Annotated in this window: 17 protein-coding genes; 8 read left to right on the top strand and 9 right to left on the bottom strand. The window is 44.5% G+C overall.

Annotation, left to right across the window (positions count from 1 at the left end; genetic code table 11):
* Positions 1-9: 9 nt before the first annotated feature.
* Positions 10-1,227, top strand: a complete 1,218-nt coding sequence (locus tag ACHUFM_RS15410) for a hypothetical protein (protein WP_394183274.1) — start codon at positions 10-12, stop codon at positions 1,225-1,227.
* A 58-nt stretch (positions 1,228-1,285) separates the two neighbouring features.
* Here the strand turns inward: ACHUFM_RS15410 and ACHUFM_RS15405 are convergent, their stop codons facing one another.
* A complete protein-coding gene (locus ACHUFM_RS15405; RefSeq protein ID WP_394183272.1) occupies positions 1,286-1,942 on the bottom strand; it encodes a nitroreductase family protein in 657 nt (218 codons plus the stop codon).
* A gap of 145 nt (positions 1,943-2,087) precedes the next feature.
* Here ACHUFM_RS15405 and ACHUFM_RS15400 point away from each other — a divergent pair, with 145 nt between their 5' ends.
* On the top strand, positions 2,088-3,026 hold the full coding sequence (locus ACHUFM_RS15400; RefSeq protein WP_394183271.1) for a LysR family transcriptional regulator: 939 nt from the start codon (positions 2,088-2,090) through the stop codon (positions 3,024-3,026).
* Between the two features lie 165 nt (positions 3,027-3,191).
* Positions 3,192-4,232, top strand: coding sequence for a cache domain-containing protein (locus ACHUFM_RS15395; protein ID WP_394183269.1), 1,041 nt, complete (start codon positions 3,192-3,194; stop codon positions 4,230-4,232).
* Positions 4,233-4,237: 5 nt separating this feature from the next.
* Here the strand turns inward: ACHUFM_RS15395 and ACHUFM_RS15390 are convergent, their stop codons facing one another.
* The 4 genes from ACHUFM_RS15390 to msrA all read right to left on the bottom strand — a co-directional run bounded on the left by ACHUFM_RS15390 (position 4,238) and on the right by msrA (position 8,080).
* Entirely contained in the window at positions 4,238-5,893 is a 1,656-nt protein-coding gene (locus ACHUFM_RS15390) for an EAL domain-containing protein (protein ID WP_394183267.1), read from the bottom strand.
* 154 nt (positions 5,894-6,047) lie between these two features.
* Positions 6,048-6,572, bottom strand: a complete 525-nt coding sequence (locus ACHUFM_RS15385) for a peroxiredoxin (protein ID WP_394183265.1) — start codon at positions 6,570-6,572, stop codon at positions 6,048-6,050.
* Between the two features lie 41 nt (positions 6,573-6,613).
* Positions 6,614-7,351 carry an oxygen-insensitive NADPH nitroreductase gene (nfsA, locus tag ACHUFM_RS15380; RefSeq protein ID WP_394183264.1) on the bottom strand — a complete coding sequence of 246 codons (738 nt, stop codon included), beginning with the start codon at positions 7,349-7,351 and terminating at the stop codon, positions 6,614-6,616.
* A gap of 93 nt (positions 7,352-7,444) precedes the next feature.
* Positions 7,445-8,080 carry a peptide-methionine (S)-S-oxide reductase MsrA gene (msrA, locus tag ACHUFM_RS15375; protein WP_394183263.1) on the bottom strand — a complete coding sequence of 212 codons (636 nt, stop codon included), beginning with the start codon at positions 8,078-8,080 and terminating at the stop codon, positions 7,445-7,447.
* Between the two features lie 163 nt (positions 8,081-8,243).
* Between msrA and yghU the strand changes: the two genes are divergently transcribed.
* Positions 8,244-9,104, top strand: a complete 861-nt coding sequence (gene yghU, locus ACHUFM_RS15370; protein ID WP_394183261.1) for a glutathione-dependent disulfide-bond oxidoreductase — start codon at positions 8,244-8,246, stop codon at positions 9,102-9,104.
* A gap of 152 nt (positions 9,105-9,256) precedes the next feature.
* Here yghU and hisF read toward each other — a convergent pair whose 3' ends face one another.
* The 3 genes from hisF to hisB are packed head-to-tail and all read right to left on the bottom strand — an operon-like array spanning position 9,257 to position 11,363.
* The gene (gene hisF, locus ACHUFM_RS15365; protein WP_394183259.1) at positions 9,257-10,033 is read right to left on the bottom strand and encodes an imidazole glycerol phosphate synthase subunit HisF; all 777 of its coding nucleotides are present in this window, start codon (positions 10,031-10,033) and stop codon (positions 9,257-9,259) included.
* Positions 10,034-10,077: 44 nt separating this feature from the next.
* Positions 10,078-10,740, bottom strand: a complete 663-nt coding sequence (gene hisH / locus ACHUFM_RS15360; protein ID WP_394183258.1) for an imidazole glycerol phosphate synthase subunit HisH — start codon at positions 10,738-10,740, stop codon at positions 10,078-10,080.
* Between the two features lie 29 nt (positions 10,741-10,769).
* A complete protein-coding gene (gene hisB, locus ACHUFM_RS15355) occupies positions 10,770-11,363 on the bottom strand; it encodes an imidazoleglycerol-phosphate dehydratase HisB (protein WP_394183257.1) in 594 nt (197 codons plus the stop codon).
* A gap of 242 nt (positions 11,364-11,605) precedes the next feature.
* Here hisB and ACHUFM_RS15350 point away from each other — a divergent pair, with 242 nt between their 5' ends.
* The 4 genes from ACHUFM_RS15350 to ACHUFM_RS15335 all read left to right on the top strand — a co-directional run bounded on the left by ACHUFM_RS15350 (position 11,606) and on the right by ACHUFM_RS15335 (position 16,596).
* Positions 11,606-13,894 (top strand): AsmA family protein, encoded by a 2,289-nt coding sequence (locus ACHUFM_RS15350; protein WP_394183256.1) that lies wholly within the window; start codon positions 11,606-11,608, stop codon positions 13,892-13,894.
* A 33-nt stretch (positions 13,895-13,927) separates the two neighbouring features.
* Entirely contained in the window at positions 13,928-14,989 is a 1,062-nt protein-coding gene (gene mutY, locus ACHUFM_RS15345) for an A/G-specific adenine glycosylase (RefSeq protein WP_394183255.1), read from the top strand.
* 21 nt (positions 14,990-15,010) lie between these two features.
* On the top strand, positions 15,011-16,207 hold the full coding sequence (chrA, locus tag ACHUFM_RS15340) for a chromate efflux transporter (RefSeq protein ID WP_394183254.1): 1,197 nt from the start codon (positions 15,011-15,013) through the stop codon (positions 16,205-16,207).
* A 104-nt stretch (positions 16,208-16,311) separates the two neighbouring features.
* Positions 16,312-16,596, top strand: a complete 285-nt coding sequence (locus ACHUFM_RS15335) for an oxidative damage protection protein (RefSeq protein ID WP_063331661.1) — start codon at positions 16,312-16,314, stop codon at positions 16,594-16,596.
* A 74-nt stretch (positions 16,597-16,670) separates the two neighbouring features.
* Here ACHUFM_RS15335 and ACHUFM_RS15330 read toward each other — a convergent pair.
* The coding region (locus ACHUFM_RS15330; protein WP_394183396.1) for an IS3 family transposase at positions 16,671-16,772 on the bottom strand (102 nt) is incomplete at its 5' end.

Raw genomic sequence — 16,772 nt, 5'->3', positions numbered from 1 at the left:
GATAACGTAATGATTAAAAAGTTGAGTGGTGCTGGTTTACTGGCACTAAGTTTTGGTGTTCCTGTATACGCGGATCATCACAATGAAGACATTACTCTTTATAGGGTGTTTGTGGGAGACCATCAGGCTGGGCAAGTGACAGCATTTAATTTGAATCAACCCGACAAAAAGTGGACGTTTAAAACGGCTGGTCAGGTAAAACTGTATCCCGTTGCGAAAGGCTCGGCTATTGCGGCTATACAGTCTGATGATAATCAGGTGAATTTCATTCGATCAGGAATTAGCTTTCACGACCATGGCGAGCATTCTGATATTGAGATAACTGCTCCTGAAGCGGTTTCATTGAGCTTGAAAGGAGAGCGGCCATTTCACCTGATTGAGCATGATGGTTCTATTTCCATTAATATGAATAAAGGTAGTTACGCAACGATTGTTGATAGTCATGAGCTTTCTGAAGGAAATGTTGAGTATAGGATAATCATGCAAAACAAAGCTCATCATGGAGTGGTTGTTCCATGGGCTAAAGGCTGGATAACGAGTGTGGCCGGTGATGTTGTAGAAGAAGGGAAAGCGCCACCTAGAATCGGTGTGCAGTCTTTGAGTAAAGAAGGGAATCCAACCAGCAAATTAACACAATGTACGAATTTACACGGTGAAGCATTTTCAGGTAAATATTTAGCTTTTGGTTGTAAAAGCGGAGTGCTGGTTGCGAAAAAAAGCAAAGGAGCAACAACGAATTATAGAATGCTAACGTACCCAGATAATTTTCCTGAAGGGGAAATGACAGGGCATTTATTGGGCGTAAAGTCATATCAGGCGTTTTTAGGCAGCTATGGTAAAAATGCAGTAGTTGTGATTGATCCAACAGCAACACCGGCATTTTCATTAATTGAATTACCATTTCGACGTGTTGATTTTATTCTGGACCCTGTCAGGATCCAATACGGTTATGTCATGACAGAAGACGGTCGAATTAATCAAGTAAACCTGATTAATGCAGAGATAGAAAAAAGTTTTCAGGTTACAGAACCCTACAGTATGGATGGACATTGGAATAATCCGAGACCACGCTTAGCAGTAGCGGGTAACGAATTGCTGGTTACGGATCCTAATTCTGGACTGATTCATCGTGTAAACACGGAAACTATGGAAGAAATTGGTTCAATTGAGGTGGATGGTGTTCCTTACAATATTGCTGTTGCTGGTGGCAGCGGGATGACTCACTAGTCTAAAAAAAAGCAGGCCTTATGGCCTGCTTTAAAAAGGGAACGGAATCTTGCTTTGCTTATAGTACTTTGACGACGTCTGCTGCTGCCAAACGTGATTTAGGCAGTGGCGCGTTGTAGTCGTTAGTTTCATCACGGTAGCCCATGGCGAGAGCAACGTCACATTGGTAACCTTCTAGTTCGTCGGCAAACAATTCGCTGATTAGTTCGTGATCCACACCTTCCATCGGCGTAGAGTCGATACCAAGACGCGCTAAGGTGTGCAAGGTATTACCAAAAGCAATGTAGGTTTGTGCTTTAGTCCAAGCGGCATTGTTACCTTGTTCATCTGTGTTCATATCAACAAAGGCAAAAGCACCAAAAGCTTGTTCGCGATTTTCCTCAGAGGTACGACCAATTTTAACGTCCTGATCAATCACTTTGGCGTAATCATCACGGCTGTAATGGGTTTTATGAGCAAATAAAACAATGTGAGACGCGGTTTTGGCGTGCTTCTGATTAAATTGGAATTTGTTGGCAAAGGTGTCATGGAAGCGCTGCTTGGCAGCATCACTTTCAATAACAACAAATTTCCATGGTTGTGAGTTAATGGAAGACGCTGATAGGCGAAGACTTTCGTAAATGACGGCCAAATCGTCCGCTGAAATGCGTTTTTCCGCATCGTATTGTTTGGTGGTGTAGCGTGCTTCTAACTCTTTAATGATTTCATGTGACATGGGGGTTCTCCGTAAATTGGGGCTGGGTCAACAAAAGATGGTGCTATGGTAGGGCTTGTCAGAGAGGGGAAAAAGCGGCTATGGTTTGAATTATTATCAAATAATATTTGATAATAAACATTATTTACAATATTGAGATTAGATAATGCAGCTAGATGATTTGTTGGTGGTAATTAAGGTTGCAGAGTTTCGCAGTATTACCGCGGCCGCAACACACCTGGATATGCAGGTGGCGACGGCCAGTGCGGCGGTCAAACGGATTGAAGCTCAGTTAGGCAGTGAATTGTTTGTTAGAACAACGCGACACTTAAGGTTGTCTAGCGCTGGTGAACGTTATTTACCGCAATGTCAGGAAGCCTTGGCGATGCTGGATCAGGCCAAACAAAGCATGTATCAAGAGACGGATAGTATCCATGGAGAAGTGCGCATTGCGGTATCGTCGGATCTGGGACGGAATCTCGCCCTGCCTTGGATCGATGAGATTATACAGCAACATCCTAAGGTAACGTTGCGGGCTCATATTAGCGATAGCAATATTGATTTTTACCGTGATGCACTGGATATGGCGTTACGTTACGGAGAGCCTACTGATGCCAACTTATATGGATTTAAAATCTGCAATGTGCCTCGTTTTTTAGTCGCCAGTCCTCAGTATGTAGCGCAATATGGTATGCCGACCCACCCTGATGAACTGTCTCAATTCAGCGGTTTGTTTTACCAATTGCAAGATATCTTGAATGACACCTGGGTGTTTTCCGATGGTGGTAAACAGTTTAAAGCGAAGCCTAAAGCGGCTCGATCTGCCAACGATGGTGACATGGTAAGACGCTGGTGTTTAGCGGGTAAGGGATTGGCGGTGAAGTCTGGTTTAGATATCGCAGAGGATTTATTAGCAGGGCGTTTGCTGCCATTGATGCAAGATTATCAAATTGAGCAAGGTGAATTATGGTTGATTTGCCCAAGTCGACAATCCATTACACCAGCGGTGCGGTTATTACGTGATGCTCTACGAGAGCGAAGCCGAAGTCAGTTAATGCAATTAGTGGATAAAAGCTTGGTACCATCCTCCGTGTTGGATTTATAAGCGATTTAATTCGTTTTGCTTGTCTATCTAAGAAGGCGAGTCATTGTCATTTTCGTTTACTTAAAACGTTGATATGACGAGAGAATGAACTACATAAAAAAACAATTAATTTGAGCTCAAGCATCGTATAGTTGAATTAGCCAATAGCACACAGAGAGAGAATATATGAAGCTTTCCAGTAAATTCAATTTGATTGTTTTGGTTGTGTTTTTTGTGATTGTTGGCTTGTCATATTTGTCCATTTATACCTTAAAAGAAAGCCTGATTGATGCTCGAAAACATGAAATTCAGTCAATTTTAAAATTTACGGTGAATCAGGCGAATCATTATATAGAACAAGAAAAGAACCAGACATTGACGCGTGAAGAAGCAGAAGAAAAAGTTGAAGCACTTTTCTCAACGATGCGATTTGATAACTACTATGTTTGGGCAAACGATGCCAATGGCATTGCAAGAGTACATGTTAAAGATTCAGTTGTTGGTGTTTTTCAACCTTCTTATGCTAAGTATGTCAGTTATTTAAATGAACACCCTTTCATGTTTAAAGTGGGGGAAAGCCGTAAAGCCACTTCAAATGCTTTGTATGTAAAAGTCAATGGTATGACGCTGTTGCCAGATTGGCGATGGATGATTGGTATTGGCGTTTATATGGACGAGTTAGATGAGGCCTTAAGTCAATATACTTATCTTGTTATTGCTTTAGCTGTATCGTCGTTTTTGCTTCTAGTATGTATATTACTGTGGGTATATCGAAATACGATTGGCGTGTTAGGTGAGGATCCTAATCGGGCTTTTGATATGATGAAAAAGGTCGAGCGTGATGGCGTTCACTATTTCACCCAGAAAAGGTTTCCGAAAGGCAGTTTGCTCAATCTAGTTGGTGACAGTTTCGAGCACTTCTATCGTGCTTTTGAAGCCTTGCAACAAGATGCTTGTACCTTGGCTGACAGAACAGAAGAAGTAACTCAGGCAATACAGCAAGTGGAAAGAGTCATGCAGCAAGTATTGGTAAAAGGTCGTCAGTTATCCGACGTCATGTCGAAAACTTCTAAACCAGACTTGGCGGTTATTCACACATCTTACTTGGCGTTATTGCAAGATTTTGAAGACGCTTTAGCTCAGCTGAGTCACGCTGTTGAGCAATCATTAAAGGTCAAACAAGATGCGAATAAAATCATTGATGATTTAGACAATCTAGACTTCTAAAAAGCTTATTCCACAACATGAGCTAAAAAAGTAGAGCAAGTAAACGGCTGATTGTTCAGTAATTTACCAATTTTTTTGGCGTCAACCGCTTTCGAATATAACCAACCTTGTCCAATGGCGTTCGGTGTATGTTGTGTTAGATAATCGACTTCCTCAAGTGATTCAATGCCTTCAAAAACCAGCTTCACATCCAAGTTGCTGACCAACTGAAAAATACTGTCTAATGTAATCTGGTTGACGGTTTGTGTACCAATGGATTGAATAAACATTTTATCAATTTTGATTTCATTCGGTTCAAAGGCCGTTAGCCAAGACAGATTCGAAAAGCCCGTGCCAAAATCATCCAGTGAAATTTGATAGCCTTTACGGAGAAAGCGTTTGGTTGCTTGTTTTAATACGTCATTTTGCGCGGCTGAACGTTCGGTCACCTCGAAAATAATTTGTCCAGGATGAATGTCTCTCTGTTTTATTTGTTTTTCAATGAAATGCAAAAAGCTTTGATTTGAAAGGTCTTGGATGGATAAATTGATGCTCAAAGTAAATTCCAAGTCTGCTTGCAAATAGCTTCGCATGTCGTCTAAATTCTTTTTCACAAGCTGCTGAGTCAGAGGTGTGATGAGTTTATTTTGTTCGGCACAAGCAATGAATTCATCAGGAGAAACCGTGCCCAGTTCTTGGTCCTGCCAACGTGCTAGCGCTTCAACACCAATGATTTTACCTGTACTTAATTGGATCTTAGGTTGGTAAAGGGAATAGATTTGGTCGTTTTTTAAGGCGTATTTTAAACGATAAATTAATGAGCGTCGGTTGGATTTAAAAATGGCCCAACTAAATGCTGTAAATAACCCAAAGAATACCCCGACAAGAATGGACCAAAGCCATTGCCATACACTCATGTCGAAATAGCCCGTTTGTTTGTCGATTGCTGTGGCACAGAAATTAAAGCTTGCAGGGCAGATTTTTAATGTTAATAGATTATTCCCAGTAGGGAACAGTGGGACATTATCTTGTGAGTAAGAAATGGCTCTTTGGGCTTCTTCTAATGTGATGTCATCAAAGGTCTGATAGATATAATGTTCTTTTGAAGAATACAGTACGCTCCCTGTTTTTTTGGCGTAACGCGTTAAATCAGCAAAGGTTGCTGGAGAAGGAATCACAAAAGCATCGCCAGAATTAAACACCGATCTCTGCAGGCCTTTTACAAAAAGTCCATTTATAACAGGCCAACTAAGACGAAAATGACTGTCTTGATGGCCTTGGCCGGGGATTTCAATTGGTGGTGTAAAGGTTCCCCATAGGGCAGAACACACGAGTTTATGATCTGCTGTGATACGTCCTATATCTTCAATATAAGGATATTTTAATAGAGCTTTTCGTAAGCTATTAAGGTCGTCGTCAGAGCAGGTCGTTTGGTTGTTGGTGATGGCCAAATTAAGACTGGCTTGCATTTGGAAGACGGATTGCTTGGTACGGTCAATGACACCTTCTAGGTAATTTTGCAGTGAGCGTTTTTCTTGGTAAAGATAGAGAACATGGTGGGCATATAGGCTGATACTGATGGATACCAAAAGGTATATGGTCAGTTTTCGCCATGATGGCAACAGGACGGATGACAATATCATATCGAGTATGATGGACTGCTTGCGAAAATACCTCAGCATGATTTGGCGCTTCTATTTTTATATCTAATGCGTGTCACTTAAAACCTACTGAAAGGTCTTAACAGATTCTTTATTACACATGAAATAGGAAGCATAAAAAAGGGAAGGTCTGTTAATAAACCTTCCTTTTTTGTTATTTAGTGTGAGCTAAGGACTAACGATTTTTTAGATAAGCCAACATTGTGTCGGCATCAGACACTTCAAATGGGTCACTTGGCGCATTGTCTTGGTAGCCAGACTCACTGAACATTTGCTTAATTTCTCCGTCTTCGACGTGCATCGCATAACGCCAGCTACGCATACCAAACCCTAGGTTATCTTTTTTCACCAGCATGCCCATTTGACGAGTGAAATCACCATTACCGTCTGGCAATAAGAAGACATTTTTGGCATTTTGACTTTTGCCCCACTGGAACATAACGAAAGCATCGTTTACTGACACACAAATAACCGCATCCACCCCTTGGGCTTTGAACTCTTCATAAAGTTCTTCATAACGAGGTAAATGTGAGGTCGAGCAGGTTGGAGTGAATGCGCCGGGAAGAGAAAAAACCACTACGCTTTTACCCTTAAATAAATCATCGCTAGACACATCTTTCCATTCAAATGGATTCGGACCACCAAGGTCTTCATTGCGTACACGGGTTTTAAAGGTTACCTGAGGGACATGCTTTAACATGAATTTTCCTTTTTTAGATTAGTTGGGGATTGATTAAAGTATTAGCGTTTTAGAAAGCCACGCGCTTGTAAAAAGTTTAGCATATGCTCACGCTTTTTCTTCTGTACGGCCGCCGCTGTTTGTTCAGACCAATTGCTTTGTTTTTGATTGCTGTCACGACTGGCGTAGTAGGCTTGCATTTGAGTATCATACGCTTCGACGTCAGCCTCACAACGAGAGGTATCGTATTGGCCTTTATGCAAAATACTGGCAACAGGTAGACGAGGTTTACATTCTGGTTGTGCATCTGGGTATCCCAAACATAAACCAAAAATAGGGTACACCTGATCGGGTAAGGCTAATAACTCTGCGACTTGTTGAGGATCATTGCGAATGCCGCCAATAAATACCGCTCCTAGGCCGACGGATTCAGCGCCCAACATCAGGTTTTGCGCCATAAAGGTCGCATCCGTTGTGGCGGCGATAAAGTGCTCAGTTTGGCCTTCTAATTTGCCTAAGCCTTGCTTTTGGCTGCAATACTCAACTCGGGTTAAGTCCGCACAAATAACCAAAAACTCGGCCGCCTGCTCAACCCATTTTTGACCGCCTGCCAAATTCGCGATCTGTTGGCGATGCTTGGGTTGAGTCACTTGAACGATGGAGTAGGCTTGGATAAAACTGGAAGAAGCAGCCCCTTGTGCTGCGGCAATCAGTTCCTCTAATAGTGCGCTGTCGATGTTTTGATCCGTATACTGACGAATCGATTTATGAGACTTTTGAGCCTGTAATATGGGATTCAAGTGCGGATTCCTCCAGTCGATATTTGTCTTTCATACTAGAGGTTGAATCCCATTTCGACAAGACGATACTCATTAACTCCTTGTTTTTTCAAATTAATGATATTTTTTACTGGCCACTTCTCCCCATAGATTTTCGATACGTCGATCACGTCCGCAGCTTGAGCGATAAAAAGCATAGCGAATCGGATTTTTGGTGTAATAGCTCTGGTGGTATTCCTCCGCTGGGTAGAATTTAGCGGCGGGTAATATGGGCGTGACTATGTTTGCTGAAAAAGGCTTGGTCGACTTTACTTTGCCCAGTGATGCATCAAACACTGCTTTTTGCTCAGCATTTTGATAAAACATGGCGGTTCGATAGGGTTCACCCTTGTCACAAAATTGCCCATTCGGATCCGTCGGATCGATGGTTTTCCAAAAGTATTCAGCCAAAGTAGTTAGTGACACTTTTTCATCATCGAACAAGATGGTGACCGCTTCGAAATGGCCGGTATTACCGATGGAGACTTGTTTATAGGTTGGATTGACAGTTTGCCCACCCGTGTAACCCGAGATGACATCAATGACGCCGGGCACCATTTCGAAATCGGATTCCACACACCAAAAACAGCCGCCAGCCACTATCATGCTTTGTTGCTCCGCCTGAGCAGATGGTGTCATAGTTAGAGACAAACTTACCCCTGCGGTTATCGCCAGTTTATGCAACAGAGTAGTCGAATAAAGACGTTTCATTTGTATACCTCATGTGGGTTTCTTATTTTTTACCCATTAAATTGGTGGTTGGTGCTTGTTAAGCTATGAATCAAGCCCATAATAAATTTACTATCTTTTAGACGATTAAGATCCGATATTTATTACAAAGTCATTTGTTACACAGTATTTATGAGGAAGCATTATGAGTGATGAGAATAAGCAGGAATACGTTCCACCTAAAGTTTGGCAATGGCAATCCAAGAGCGGTGGTCAATTTGCTAGCATCAATCGTCCTGTTTCTGGGGCGACACATAACAAGGTTTTAGAGGTAGGTAAGCACCCACTTCAGTTGCATTCATTGGCGACACCGAATGGTCAAAAAGTCACCATTATGTTGGAAGAGTTGCTGGTTATGGGCATTACAGAAGCTGAATACGATGCTTACCTTATTAACATTGGTGAGGGGGATCAGTTCTCTTCAGGCTTTGTAGATATCAATCCAAACTCTAAGATTCCAGCTCTGATGGATCACAGTACCACACCACCAACGCGTGTGTTTGAATCGGGTGCCATCTTGCAATATCTGGCTGAAAAGTTTGATGCTTTGGTGCCAACCGATCACAAAGCGAAAACGGAGTGTCGTAACTGGTTATTCTGGCAAATGGGGGCCGCTCCTTATTTGGGGGGCGGCTTTGGGCATTTTTATGCTTACGCGCCAACTAAAATGCAATATCCGATTGACCGTTTCACCATGGAAACCAAGCGTCAGCTGGATGTATTGGACAAACATCTTGCTGACAATACTTACATGGCTGGTGAAGAGTATTCCATCGCGGACATCGCGATCTGGACTTGGTATGGCAACTTGGTATTGGGTAACTTGTACGATGCTGCTGAGTTCCTCGATGTTGCGAGTTATCAGCATGTCATGCGTTGGGCGAAAGCCATTGAGCAGCGTCCAGCAGTAAAGCGAGGTCGAGTGGTGAATCGCTCCTTCGGTGATGGTGTGCAACTACACGAACGTCATGACGCCAGTGATTTTGATAATCTAGATCTAGATTAAAAAATTTCTGTGTTGAATTGGACAAACTTTTTAGCGTGGTCTAACTTGAAAGAGTGAGTTATTTAACTCGACATATTTGCCTTTTGGCAAAACTTGATGAAGAAAGCCTACTTGAAAAAGAGTAGGCTTTTTTTTGAGGGTTATTTCTATGGCTATGGAAGACGCATTTCAATGCCAGCGTCAGCCATGCGCTGTTTCGCTTGTTGGATGCTGTATTCACCAAAGTGGAAAATACTGGCGGCTAAGACCGCATCGGCTTTGCCTTCAGTGACGCCGTCGACCAGGTGATCCAGATTACCGACACCGCCTGAGGCAATGACAGGGACATGAACCGCTTCGCTGATGGCGCGAGTGACGCCCAAGTCGAAACCATTTTTAGTGCCGTCACGATCCATGCTGGTAAGAAGAATTTCACCAGCACCGTAGTCGACCATTTTTTTCGCCCACTCAACTGCATCTAAACCCGTTGGCTTACGACCACCGTGAGTGAAGATTTCCCATTTGTTTGGTTCGCCATCGGCACTGACCTTTTTCGCATCAATGGCAACGACAATGCATTGCGACCCGAAGCGTTGCGCAGCTTCACGGACAAACTCTGGGTTGAAGACGGCCGCGGTATTGATGCCTACTTTGTCTGCACCGGCATTTAACATGCGGCGAATGTCGTTACAAGTCCGAATGCCACCGCCGACGGTAAGTGGAATGAAGACTTGCGCCGCAATAGCTTCGACCATGTGTACCGTAGTCTCACGATCATCGGAACTGGCGGTGATGTCTAAGAAGGTGATTTCATCCGCACCTTGTTCATCGTAGCGTTTGGCGACCTCAACTGGGTCACCAGCGTCGCGGATATCAACAAATTGTACGCCTTTTACCACGCGACCATTGTCCACATCCAGACAAGGGATAATTCGTTTTGCTAAGCCCATATCGGCTCCTAATCTGTTACGTCGTTCGCTTATTAATTGGAGGGCTAAGGTTTGCCATCCCAATGGATGAAGTTCTTATAAAGTTGCAAACCGTCTTTATGGCTTTTCTCAGGATGGAATTGCACCGCGAAGACATTGTCGCGGGCTAACGCCACGCAGAATTCCAAACCATAGTCGCATGTCCCGGCTACTTCATTTTGATTGCTCGGTACAACGTAGTAACTGTGAACAAAGTAGAAGCGTGCATTGTCTGGAATGCCTTGCCAAAGAGGGTGCGAAATACTCTGTTTGACCTGATTCCATCCCATGTGTGGCACTTTCAGTTTGCTGCCATCGTGGTCTTTGTGATTATCGCCGAAAAACAGGGCATTGCCTTGGAAATGGTTTAGGCAATCCACGCCGCCATTTTCTTCACTGTGTGACATCAAGGATTGAATGCCGACACAGATGGCTAAAAAGGGTTTTTCGCGCATGGCTTTTTGAATGCTAGGCACCAATCCGGTGTTGTGCATTTCACCGATACAATCTCGAATGGCACCAACACCTGGTAACAACACGCGATCAGCGGCATCAATGACGGCTGGGTCACTGGTGACAATCACTTTAGTGTGTTCGTCGGCCACGTGCTCTAGGGCTTTCGCGACGGAGTGTAGATTGCCCATGCCGTAATCAATTACGGCAACCGTTGAAGTGTGAACTTGACTCATATTTTACCTGTCCTAAAACAACTAGAGGCTTACAAGCAGCCCTTTGTCGATGGCATTTGACCTGCCATGCGCTCATCTACTTCCAGTGCCATACGTAGAGCACGACCAAACGCTTTGAATATTGTTTCGGCTTGGTGGTGCGTATTTTTGCCACGCAAGTTGTCTAGGTGCAAAGTGACTTTGGCATGATTGATAAAGCCGTGGAAGAACTCGGAAAACAAATCCACATCGAAACCACCGACAGAAGCACGAGTAAAGGGCACATGCATCTCTAAGCCTGGACGACCAGAGAAGTCGATGACCACACGAGAAAGGGCTTCATCTAAAGGCACATAAGCATGACCGTAACGCTTGATGCCTTTTTTATCACCAACGGCAATGTCAAAGGCTTGACCAAGTGTAATACCTAAATCTTCTACCGTGTGGTGAGCGTCAATGTGAAGGTCACCAACCGCATGAATGTCTAGATCAATAAGGCCATGACGAGCCACTTGCTCAAGCATGTGATCTAGAAAAGGCACGCCTGTGACGCAGTTAAATTTACCGGTACCGTCTAGGTTGATCGACACCTTGATCTGAGTTTCAAGCGTATTGCGCTCGACACTGGCAACGCGATCGGACATTGATTGGATTCTCCACAGTTGATGGCGACTGACCGCCACTTTAATGACATAGTGCGTCCATTATAGAACGAGGGCTCGTTAGCGGCTATGCCTTATAGGGAGGTTTTTTCATGAGTTATGGCTATTGCATCGATTAACCCGTCCTTCGGATGCTATGATAGTGACACCAATTGTGCTCATCATTGGTGTGTTTTTGAACAAAATTGCGCGTTGTTTTGCGCCTATATAGGGAGCGTTTGTGGATGGTTTGGTTTAAGCGATTTATTTACTTTGTCTTGATTCTATTAGCTTTAATCGGTTTGGCTTTGGCTTATGTCGGGTTGTTTGTGAACCCGAACGATTTTAAAGATGAGCTGAAACAGGTCGCAATGGAGAAAGCCAATGTGAGACTGCGTTTAGAAGGTGACATTAGTTGGTCCTTTTTTCCTTGGTTAGGCTTAGAACTGGAAAACATTGGTGTGGCCATTGGCTCGGACTCTGAAATCGTGCAATTTGATCGAGCTGAATTTGGTCTGGCCATTTTGCCTTTGCTGGAACAAACCATTCAGGTGGACAAGGTCAATTTAGTGAACCTGAAGGCCCATCTTCATAAAAATGCTCAAGGTGAAGGCAATTGGCAACTACAGCTGCCGCCTTCTTCAGAAGCGGATGCCAACACAGCGGCGGTTAAAGGCAGCTCGAACGTGAGTGCCTCGACTGAGGAGACTTCTCAAAGCAGCCAGATGAACATTCCAGACATACACCTAGAAGAGTTGCGTATTGAGAATGCACAGATCGTCTATCGAGATGAACAAACTCAGCAGCGAATTGAGGCGGATCTAGATGTACAGTTGCAAGACGTTCAATGGGATCAAGCTTGGCCAATGGTAATGGAGGCGAGTGTGACCCAGAGTGACTTACAAGGAAACCAACCGCTTAAGATGGAAGCGAGTGTAAACAGCCAATTGACCGTGTTTCCTGAACGTGAATCCCTTTTATTGGATGCTTTGGTAGTGCAAGCCAAAATATCGGGTGAGTCAATCCCTGCTAGCCCGCTAGAAGCTAAGCTAAGTGCGGTCAGTGTGGCGATGGATTTGCCCCAAGAAAATCTGCTAATTGATGGTTTAGCGCTGAGCTCGATGGGCCTTAATGTAGACGCCAAAGTACAAGCGTTTGAAGTGCTAAGTAACCCTCAGTTTGCTGCCACGTTATCAGTTGGGACGTTTAACCCTCGTACCTTACTAACTGCTTTGCAGGTTCCATTGCCCGATATGGCCGATGCAACGGCTTTGACGAAAGCCAGTGCCAATGTCGCGCTGGAAGGCAGTTTAGACGAAGTGACCATACAGCCTATTTCTATTGCGTTGGATGATACGAAAATGGAAGCTAACGCCGTATTGTCTCTTGCTCCTTTACGTTGGGATATCAGCCTTGCCGGTGCGAATTTGGATTTGGATCGCTATTTACCCGAGCCCGTTGACACTGAGGTCGAGGCCGTCACAACAAACACAGCCGAGAGCCCTCAAGCTCAAGCCAATGCGGCCGCAACAGACTTGATACCGGTAGAATTGATTCGCGGGCTTAATGGCCATGTGGGGTTGATTTTTGATGACATCAAAATCAAAAACCTCACTATTGATCAACTGGCATTGGATACCACGCAATCTAATGGGGTTGTCAGCATTGCTCCTCTGCAAGCTTCGCTTTACCAAGGTAAAGTGTCGTCTCAATTACGCCTCGACGTTCGTGGTAACACACCTAAAATTGAAATTGTGCCAAGTATTGAGGCTGTGCAGATTCAGCCATTGCTGAACGATTTTATGGCGATGGATAAGATTGCAGGTAGCACTTTCTTAAGTGGTGACTTAACCAGTCAAGGGAACAGTGTTGATGCTCTGATGTCATCATTACAAGGTGACTTGCTGGTGGAAATGAAACAGGGTGCTTTGGTGGGAGCAAACTTAACCAAAAGCGTTTGTGAAGGTATTGCCTCGATTCGTAAGGAGACACTCAATGCCAGTCAATTTGGTGACGATACTCCCTTTGAGACCATGCGTTTTCCTGCTCACATTGTTGATGGACAAATCTCGACGCCAGGTTTAACCATTAGCTCGGCTGGCTTACAAGTGACAGGGGATGGCACCATTTCTTTACCCACACAGTCATTGAATTATCAGGTGAATGTGGGCATTACTGGCAGCCAGTTGGATGATGCATGCCAAGTCAATAAAACCGTGTCACAACTCACTTTCCCGGTTGTTTGTAAAGGCGCATTCAGCGATGATCCAGCAGGCTTATGCCGTCCAGACCTAGCAGGCTTTGGGAAATTGTTTGCGAACTTAGCGAAGCAAGAAGCGGCCCAAAAATTGGCGGAAGAGAAAGCAAAATTAAAAGCACAGCTGAAACAAAAAGAAGCGGATTTGAAGGCGGAATTACAAGCCAAACGTGAAGCTGAAGAAGCTCGATTAAAAGCCGAGTTAGAAGCAAAGCGCGAAGCCGAAGAGGAACGCCTCAAAGAAAAGCTAAAAGATAAATTGAAAAGCTTGTTTTAAATGACATAAAGCAAGCCCTGTTGTGAGAGAAGAATGCAACCAGTCGAACACTTTGCGCCCCGAGTATTAGCTTGGTTTGATGAGCATGGGCGCAAAAACTTGCCTTGGCAGGAAAATAAAACTCCATACCGTGTGTGGATTTCTGAGATCATGTTACAGCAGACTCAAGTCACCACGGTCATTCCCTATTATCAAAAGTTTATGGCTTCTTTCCCGACGGTGGAAGCCTTGGCTGCCGCAGATCAGGACGAGGTCTTGGCTCATTGGAGTGGACTTGGTTACTACGCCCGTGCGCGCAATATGCATAAAGCGGCAAAAAGGCTGGTCGACGAGTTCGATAGTGAGTTTCCGCAAAGCTTGGAAGGTGTGTGCGAATTGCCAGGCATTGGGCGCTCAACAGCGGCTGCTATTTTGTCGATTTCTCGCGGCAAGCAAACGGCGATTCTAGATGGCAATGTGAAACGGGTGTTAGCTCGTTTTCATGCGGTGCCTAATTGGCCAGGTGAAAAGAAAACGGAGCAAGCCATGTGGCATATAGCAGACGCTTACATGCCAAGCCAGCGTTGCGGTGATTACACTCAGGCGATGATGGATCTCGGGGCAACCTTATGCACTCGCTCTAAGCCTCAGTGTTTGATATGTCCTTTAGAAACCGATTGTCAGGCCAGTAAAACCCCCGATCCGACGCAATTCCCCATTCGTAAGCCCAAAAAAGCCACCAAACCTGAGAAGCAAATTCAAATGCTTGTCTTGACCAATGATGAACAACACATTTTATTGGAAAAACGACCTTCAACTGGGATCTGGGGAGGCTTGTGGAGTCTGCCAGAGTTGGCGGTCGATGAGTCCATTGTGTTACACGCAGAGCAAAGATTTGCCACGAATGTGTTGTCTGTCACGTCTTTGTCACCTTTTCGACATACGTTTAGCCATTATCATTTAGACATTGTGCCCAGTCAGGTCAAACTGGCGGCGCTTAAGGGAGTGATGGAGGCCAATAAATATCAGTGGTTTTTACGCTCCGATGCTTTGAACTTGGGGCTACCCACACCGGTTCGACGTATTTTAGAACAAGATCTGAATGAATTGAGTTAACACATCAACAGGACGCTCATTATGTTGGATTCAGCTAAGCAATATTCAGCTTATTTCACTCGTATCGCGGAGGTGTTTTCCGCGTTTTTTTTATTGGGGTGGACAAGTTTTGGTGGGCCAGCGGCGCACCTTGGGTATTTTAATCAAGCTTTTGTGCAACAGCGACAATGGGTTACCGAATCTCAATATGCTCAATGGGTTGCTTTGAGTCAGATTGTTCCAGGGCCGGGGTCGAGTCAGGTGGGCTTTGCGCTTGGCTATCATCGTGCTGGGTTACTTGGAGGTATCGCGGCGTTTATCGCGTTTACCTTACCTTCCTTTGTTGCGATGGTGTTGTTGGCGCAATTTGGTCACCTTTGGCAGGGTGAAGCCATCTTTGATACTGTGGTTCATGCGCTTAAATTACTGGCGGTGGTCGTGGTGGCGGATGCTTGTTTGACCATGTGGCGTTCGTTTTGTCAGTCAAGACTGACGGTGTTTTTAGCACTGTTTAGTGCGGCAATCCTGATATGGGTGCCCATGAGTTACATCAGTCTGGTGGTGCTATTGGTCGCTGCTGTTGTCTCTATTCTGCTCTTGGATACTGAGCCCAAGGCTTACTCGGCGTTGCCAAGTGTGCCACTGGCAGGTGTGTTTTTTGGCTTGGCAATCTTACTGTTTTTACTGAGTTTTTTCTTAACAGAGGGGCTAGGGCAGCTGTTTGCGGACTTTTATCAAGCGGGCGCTTTGGTGTTTGGCGGTGGTCATGTGGTTTTGCCTATGCTGTCGTCGTTCGTTGCGGATACGGTTGCAAACGAGCATCTTCTTATTGGATATGCTGCGGCACAAGCTGTGCCTGGACCTATGTTTACCATGGCAAGTTTTTTAGGAGCGGCGACAGCCCCTGAAGGCGCGAATAGTTGGTTATGGGCTTTGGTTGCGACACTGGCGGTGTTTCTTTGTGGTTTATTGCTCATGCTGAGTGCGCAAGGAGTGTGGCAAAAGCTGTCTGATAATCGTCGTTTTTTGGCCGCGGTGGCTGGGTTAAATGCGGCGGTTGTGGGGATTTTGTTAGCGGCCTTGCATCATCCCATAGGTACTTCTAGTGTACTGGATTGGCAAGATGTATTGATGGTTGTGATCGGTTTTGTTTGGCTTAAGTGGCAACGACCTTCCATTCTGTTTTTAATTGTGGCGTTTGTGTTGCTTGGCGTATTGCGTGCGGCTTTCGGCTGGTGAGTCTTGATGGTAAAGCTTGAATTTTGCGTTTGTAGCGCCATTATGAAGACAAGCAATCGATGACAAGCAATCCGGTTAATCAATCAAGCTAACGAGACAGTCTTATGGCGAATATGGTTTTTTGTAAAAAATATCAAACAGAAATGGAAGCGTTAGACAGAGCCCCTTTGCCTGGAGCGAAAGGGCAAGAGGTTCTGCAAACGGTTTCAAAGCAAGCATGGCAAGAATGGCAACTTCTGCAAACCATGATGATCAATGAGAAACAACTTAACTTGATGCAGCCTGACGCGCGAAAATATGTGATGGAGCAGATGGATAAGTTCTTCAATAACGAAGAAACCGATAAGTTAACAGGGTACGTAACCCCTGATGACATTACAGAGTTGTAAAGACCGCTTTCATGATAAAAAAAGCGCGGCTAAATTAAAGTTTGTGAACTGACCCCATAAAGTTGGACTCTGTTCTAAGCGGCTTTCAAGGCCTGATTCCGATACGCTATCGGACTCAGGCCTTTTAGTTTCTGCTTAATTCGATCGTTGTTGTAATACTCGATGTATTCCTTGAT

Origin of the sequence: Marinomonas posidonica, assembly GCF_043643765.1 — a bacterium.
GTDB lineage: Bacteria > Pseudomonadota > Gammaproteobacteria > Pseudomonadales > Marinomonadaceae > Marinomonas > Marinomonas posidonica_A.
The sequence above is the reverse complement of the archived record's forward strand: the minus strand, read 5'-3'. Positions and strand labels throughout refer to the sequence as shown.

Coding starts and splice junctions, on each gene's coding strand:
- ACHUFM_RS15410 (WP_394183274.1), top strand. CDS start 10: ATGATTAAAAAGTTGAGTGGTGCTGGTTTACTGGCACTAAGTTTTGGT.
- hisB (WP_394183257.1), bottom strand. CDS start 11,363: ATGTCCGATCGCGTTGCCAGTGTCGAGCGCAATACGCTTGAAACTCAG.
- chrA (WP_394183254.1), top strand. CDS start 15,011: ATGTTGGATTCAGCTAAGCAATATTCAGCTTATTTCACTCGTATCGCG.
- mutY (WP_394183255.1), top strand. CDS start 13,928: ATGCAACCAGTCGAACACTTTGCGCCCCGAGTATTAGCTTGGTTTGAT.
- ACHUFM_RS15395 (WP_394183269.1), top strand. CDS start 3,192: ATGAAGCTTTCCAGTAAATTCAATTTGATTGTTTTGGTTGTGTTTTTT.
- ACHUFM_RS15385 (WP_394183265.1), bottom strand. CDS start 6,572: ATGTTAAAGCATGTCCCTCAGGTAACCTTTAAAACCCGTGTACGCAAT.
- hisH (WP_394183258.1), bottom strand. CDS start 10,740: ATGAGTCAAGTTCACACTTCAACGGTTGCCGTAATTGATTACGGCATG.
- ACHUFM_RS15350 (WP_394183256.1), top strand. CDS start 11,606: ATGGTTTGGTTTAAGCGATTTATTTACTTTGTCTTGATTCTATTAGCT.
- ACHUFM_RS15400 (WP_394183271.1), top strand. CDS start 2,088: ATGCAGCTAGATGATTTGTTGGTGGTAATTAAGGTTGCAGAGTTTCGC.
- msrA (WP_394183263.1), bottom strand. CDS start 8,080: ATGAAACGTCTTTATTCGACTACTCTGTTGCATAAACTGGCGATAACC.
- ACHUFM_RS15390 (WP_394183267.1), bottom strand. CDS start 5,893: ATGCTGAGGTATTTTCGCAAGCAGTCCATCATACTCGATATGATATTG.
- ACHUFM_RS15335 (WP_063331661.1), top strand. CDS start 16,312: ATGGCGAATATGGTTTTTTGTAAAAAATATCAAACAGAAATGGAAGCG.
- yghU (WP_394183261.1), top strand. CDS start 8,244: ATGAGTGATGAGAATAAGCAGGAATACGTTCCACCTAAAGTTTGGCAA.
- hisF (WP_394183259.1), bottom strand. CDS start 10,033: ATGGGCTTAGCAAAACGAATTATCCCTTGTCTGGATGTGGACAATGGT.
- ACHUFM_RS15405 (WP_394183272.1), bottom strand. CDS start 1,942: ATGTCACATGAAATCATTAAAGAGTTAGAAGCACGCTACACCACCAAA.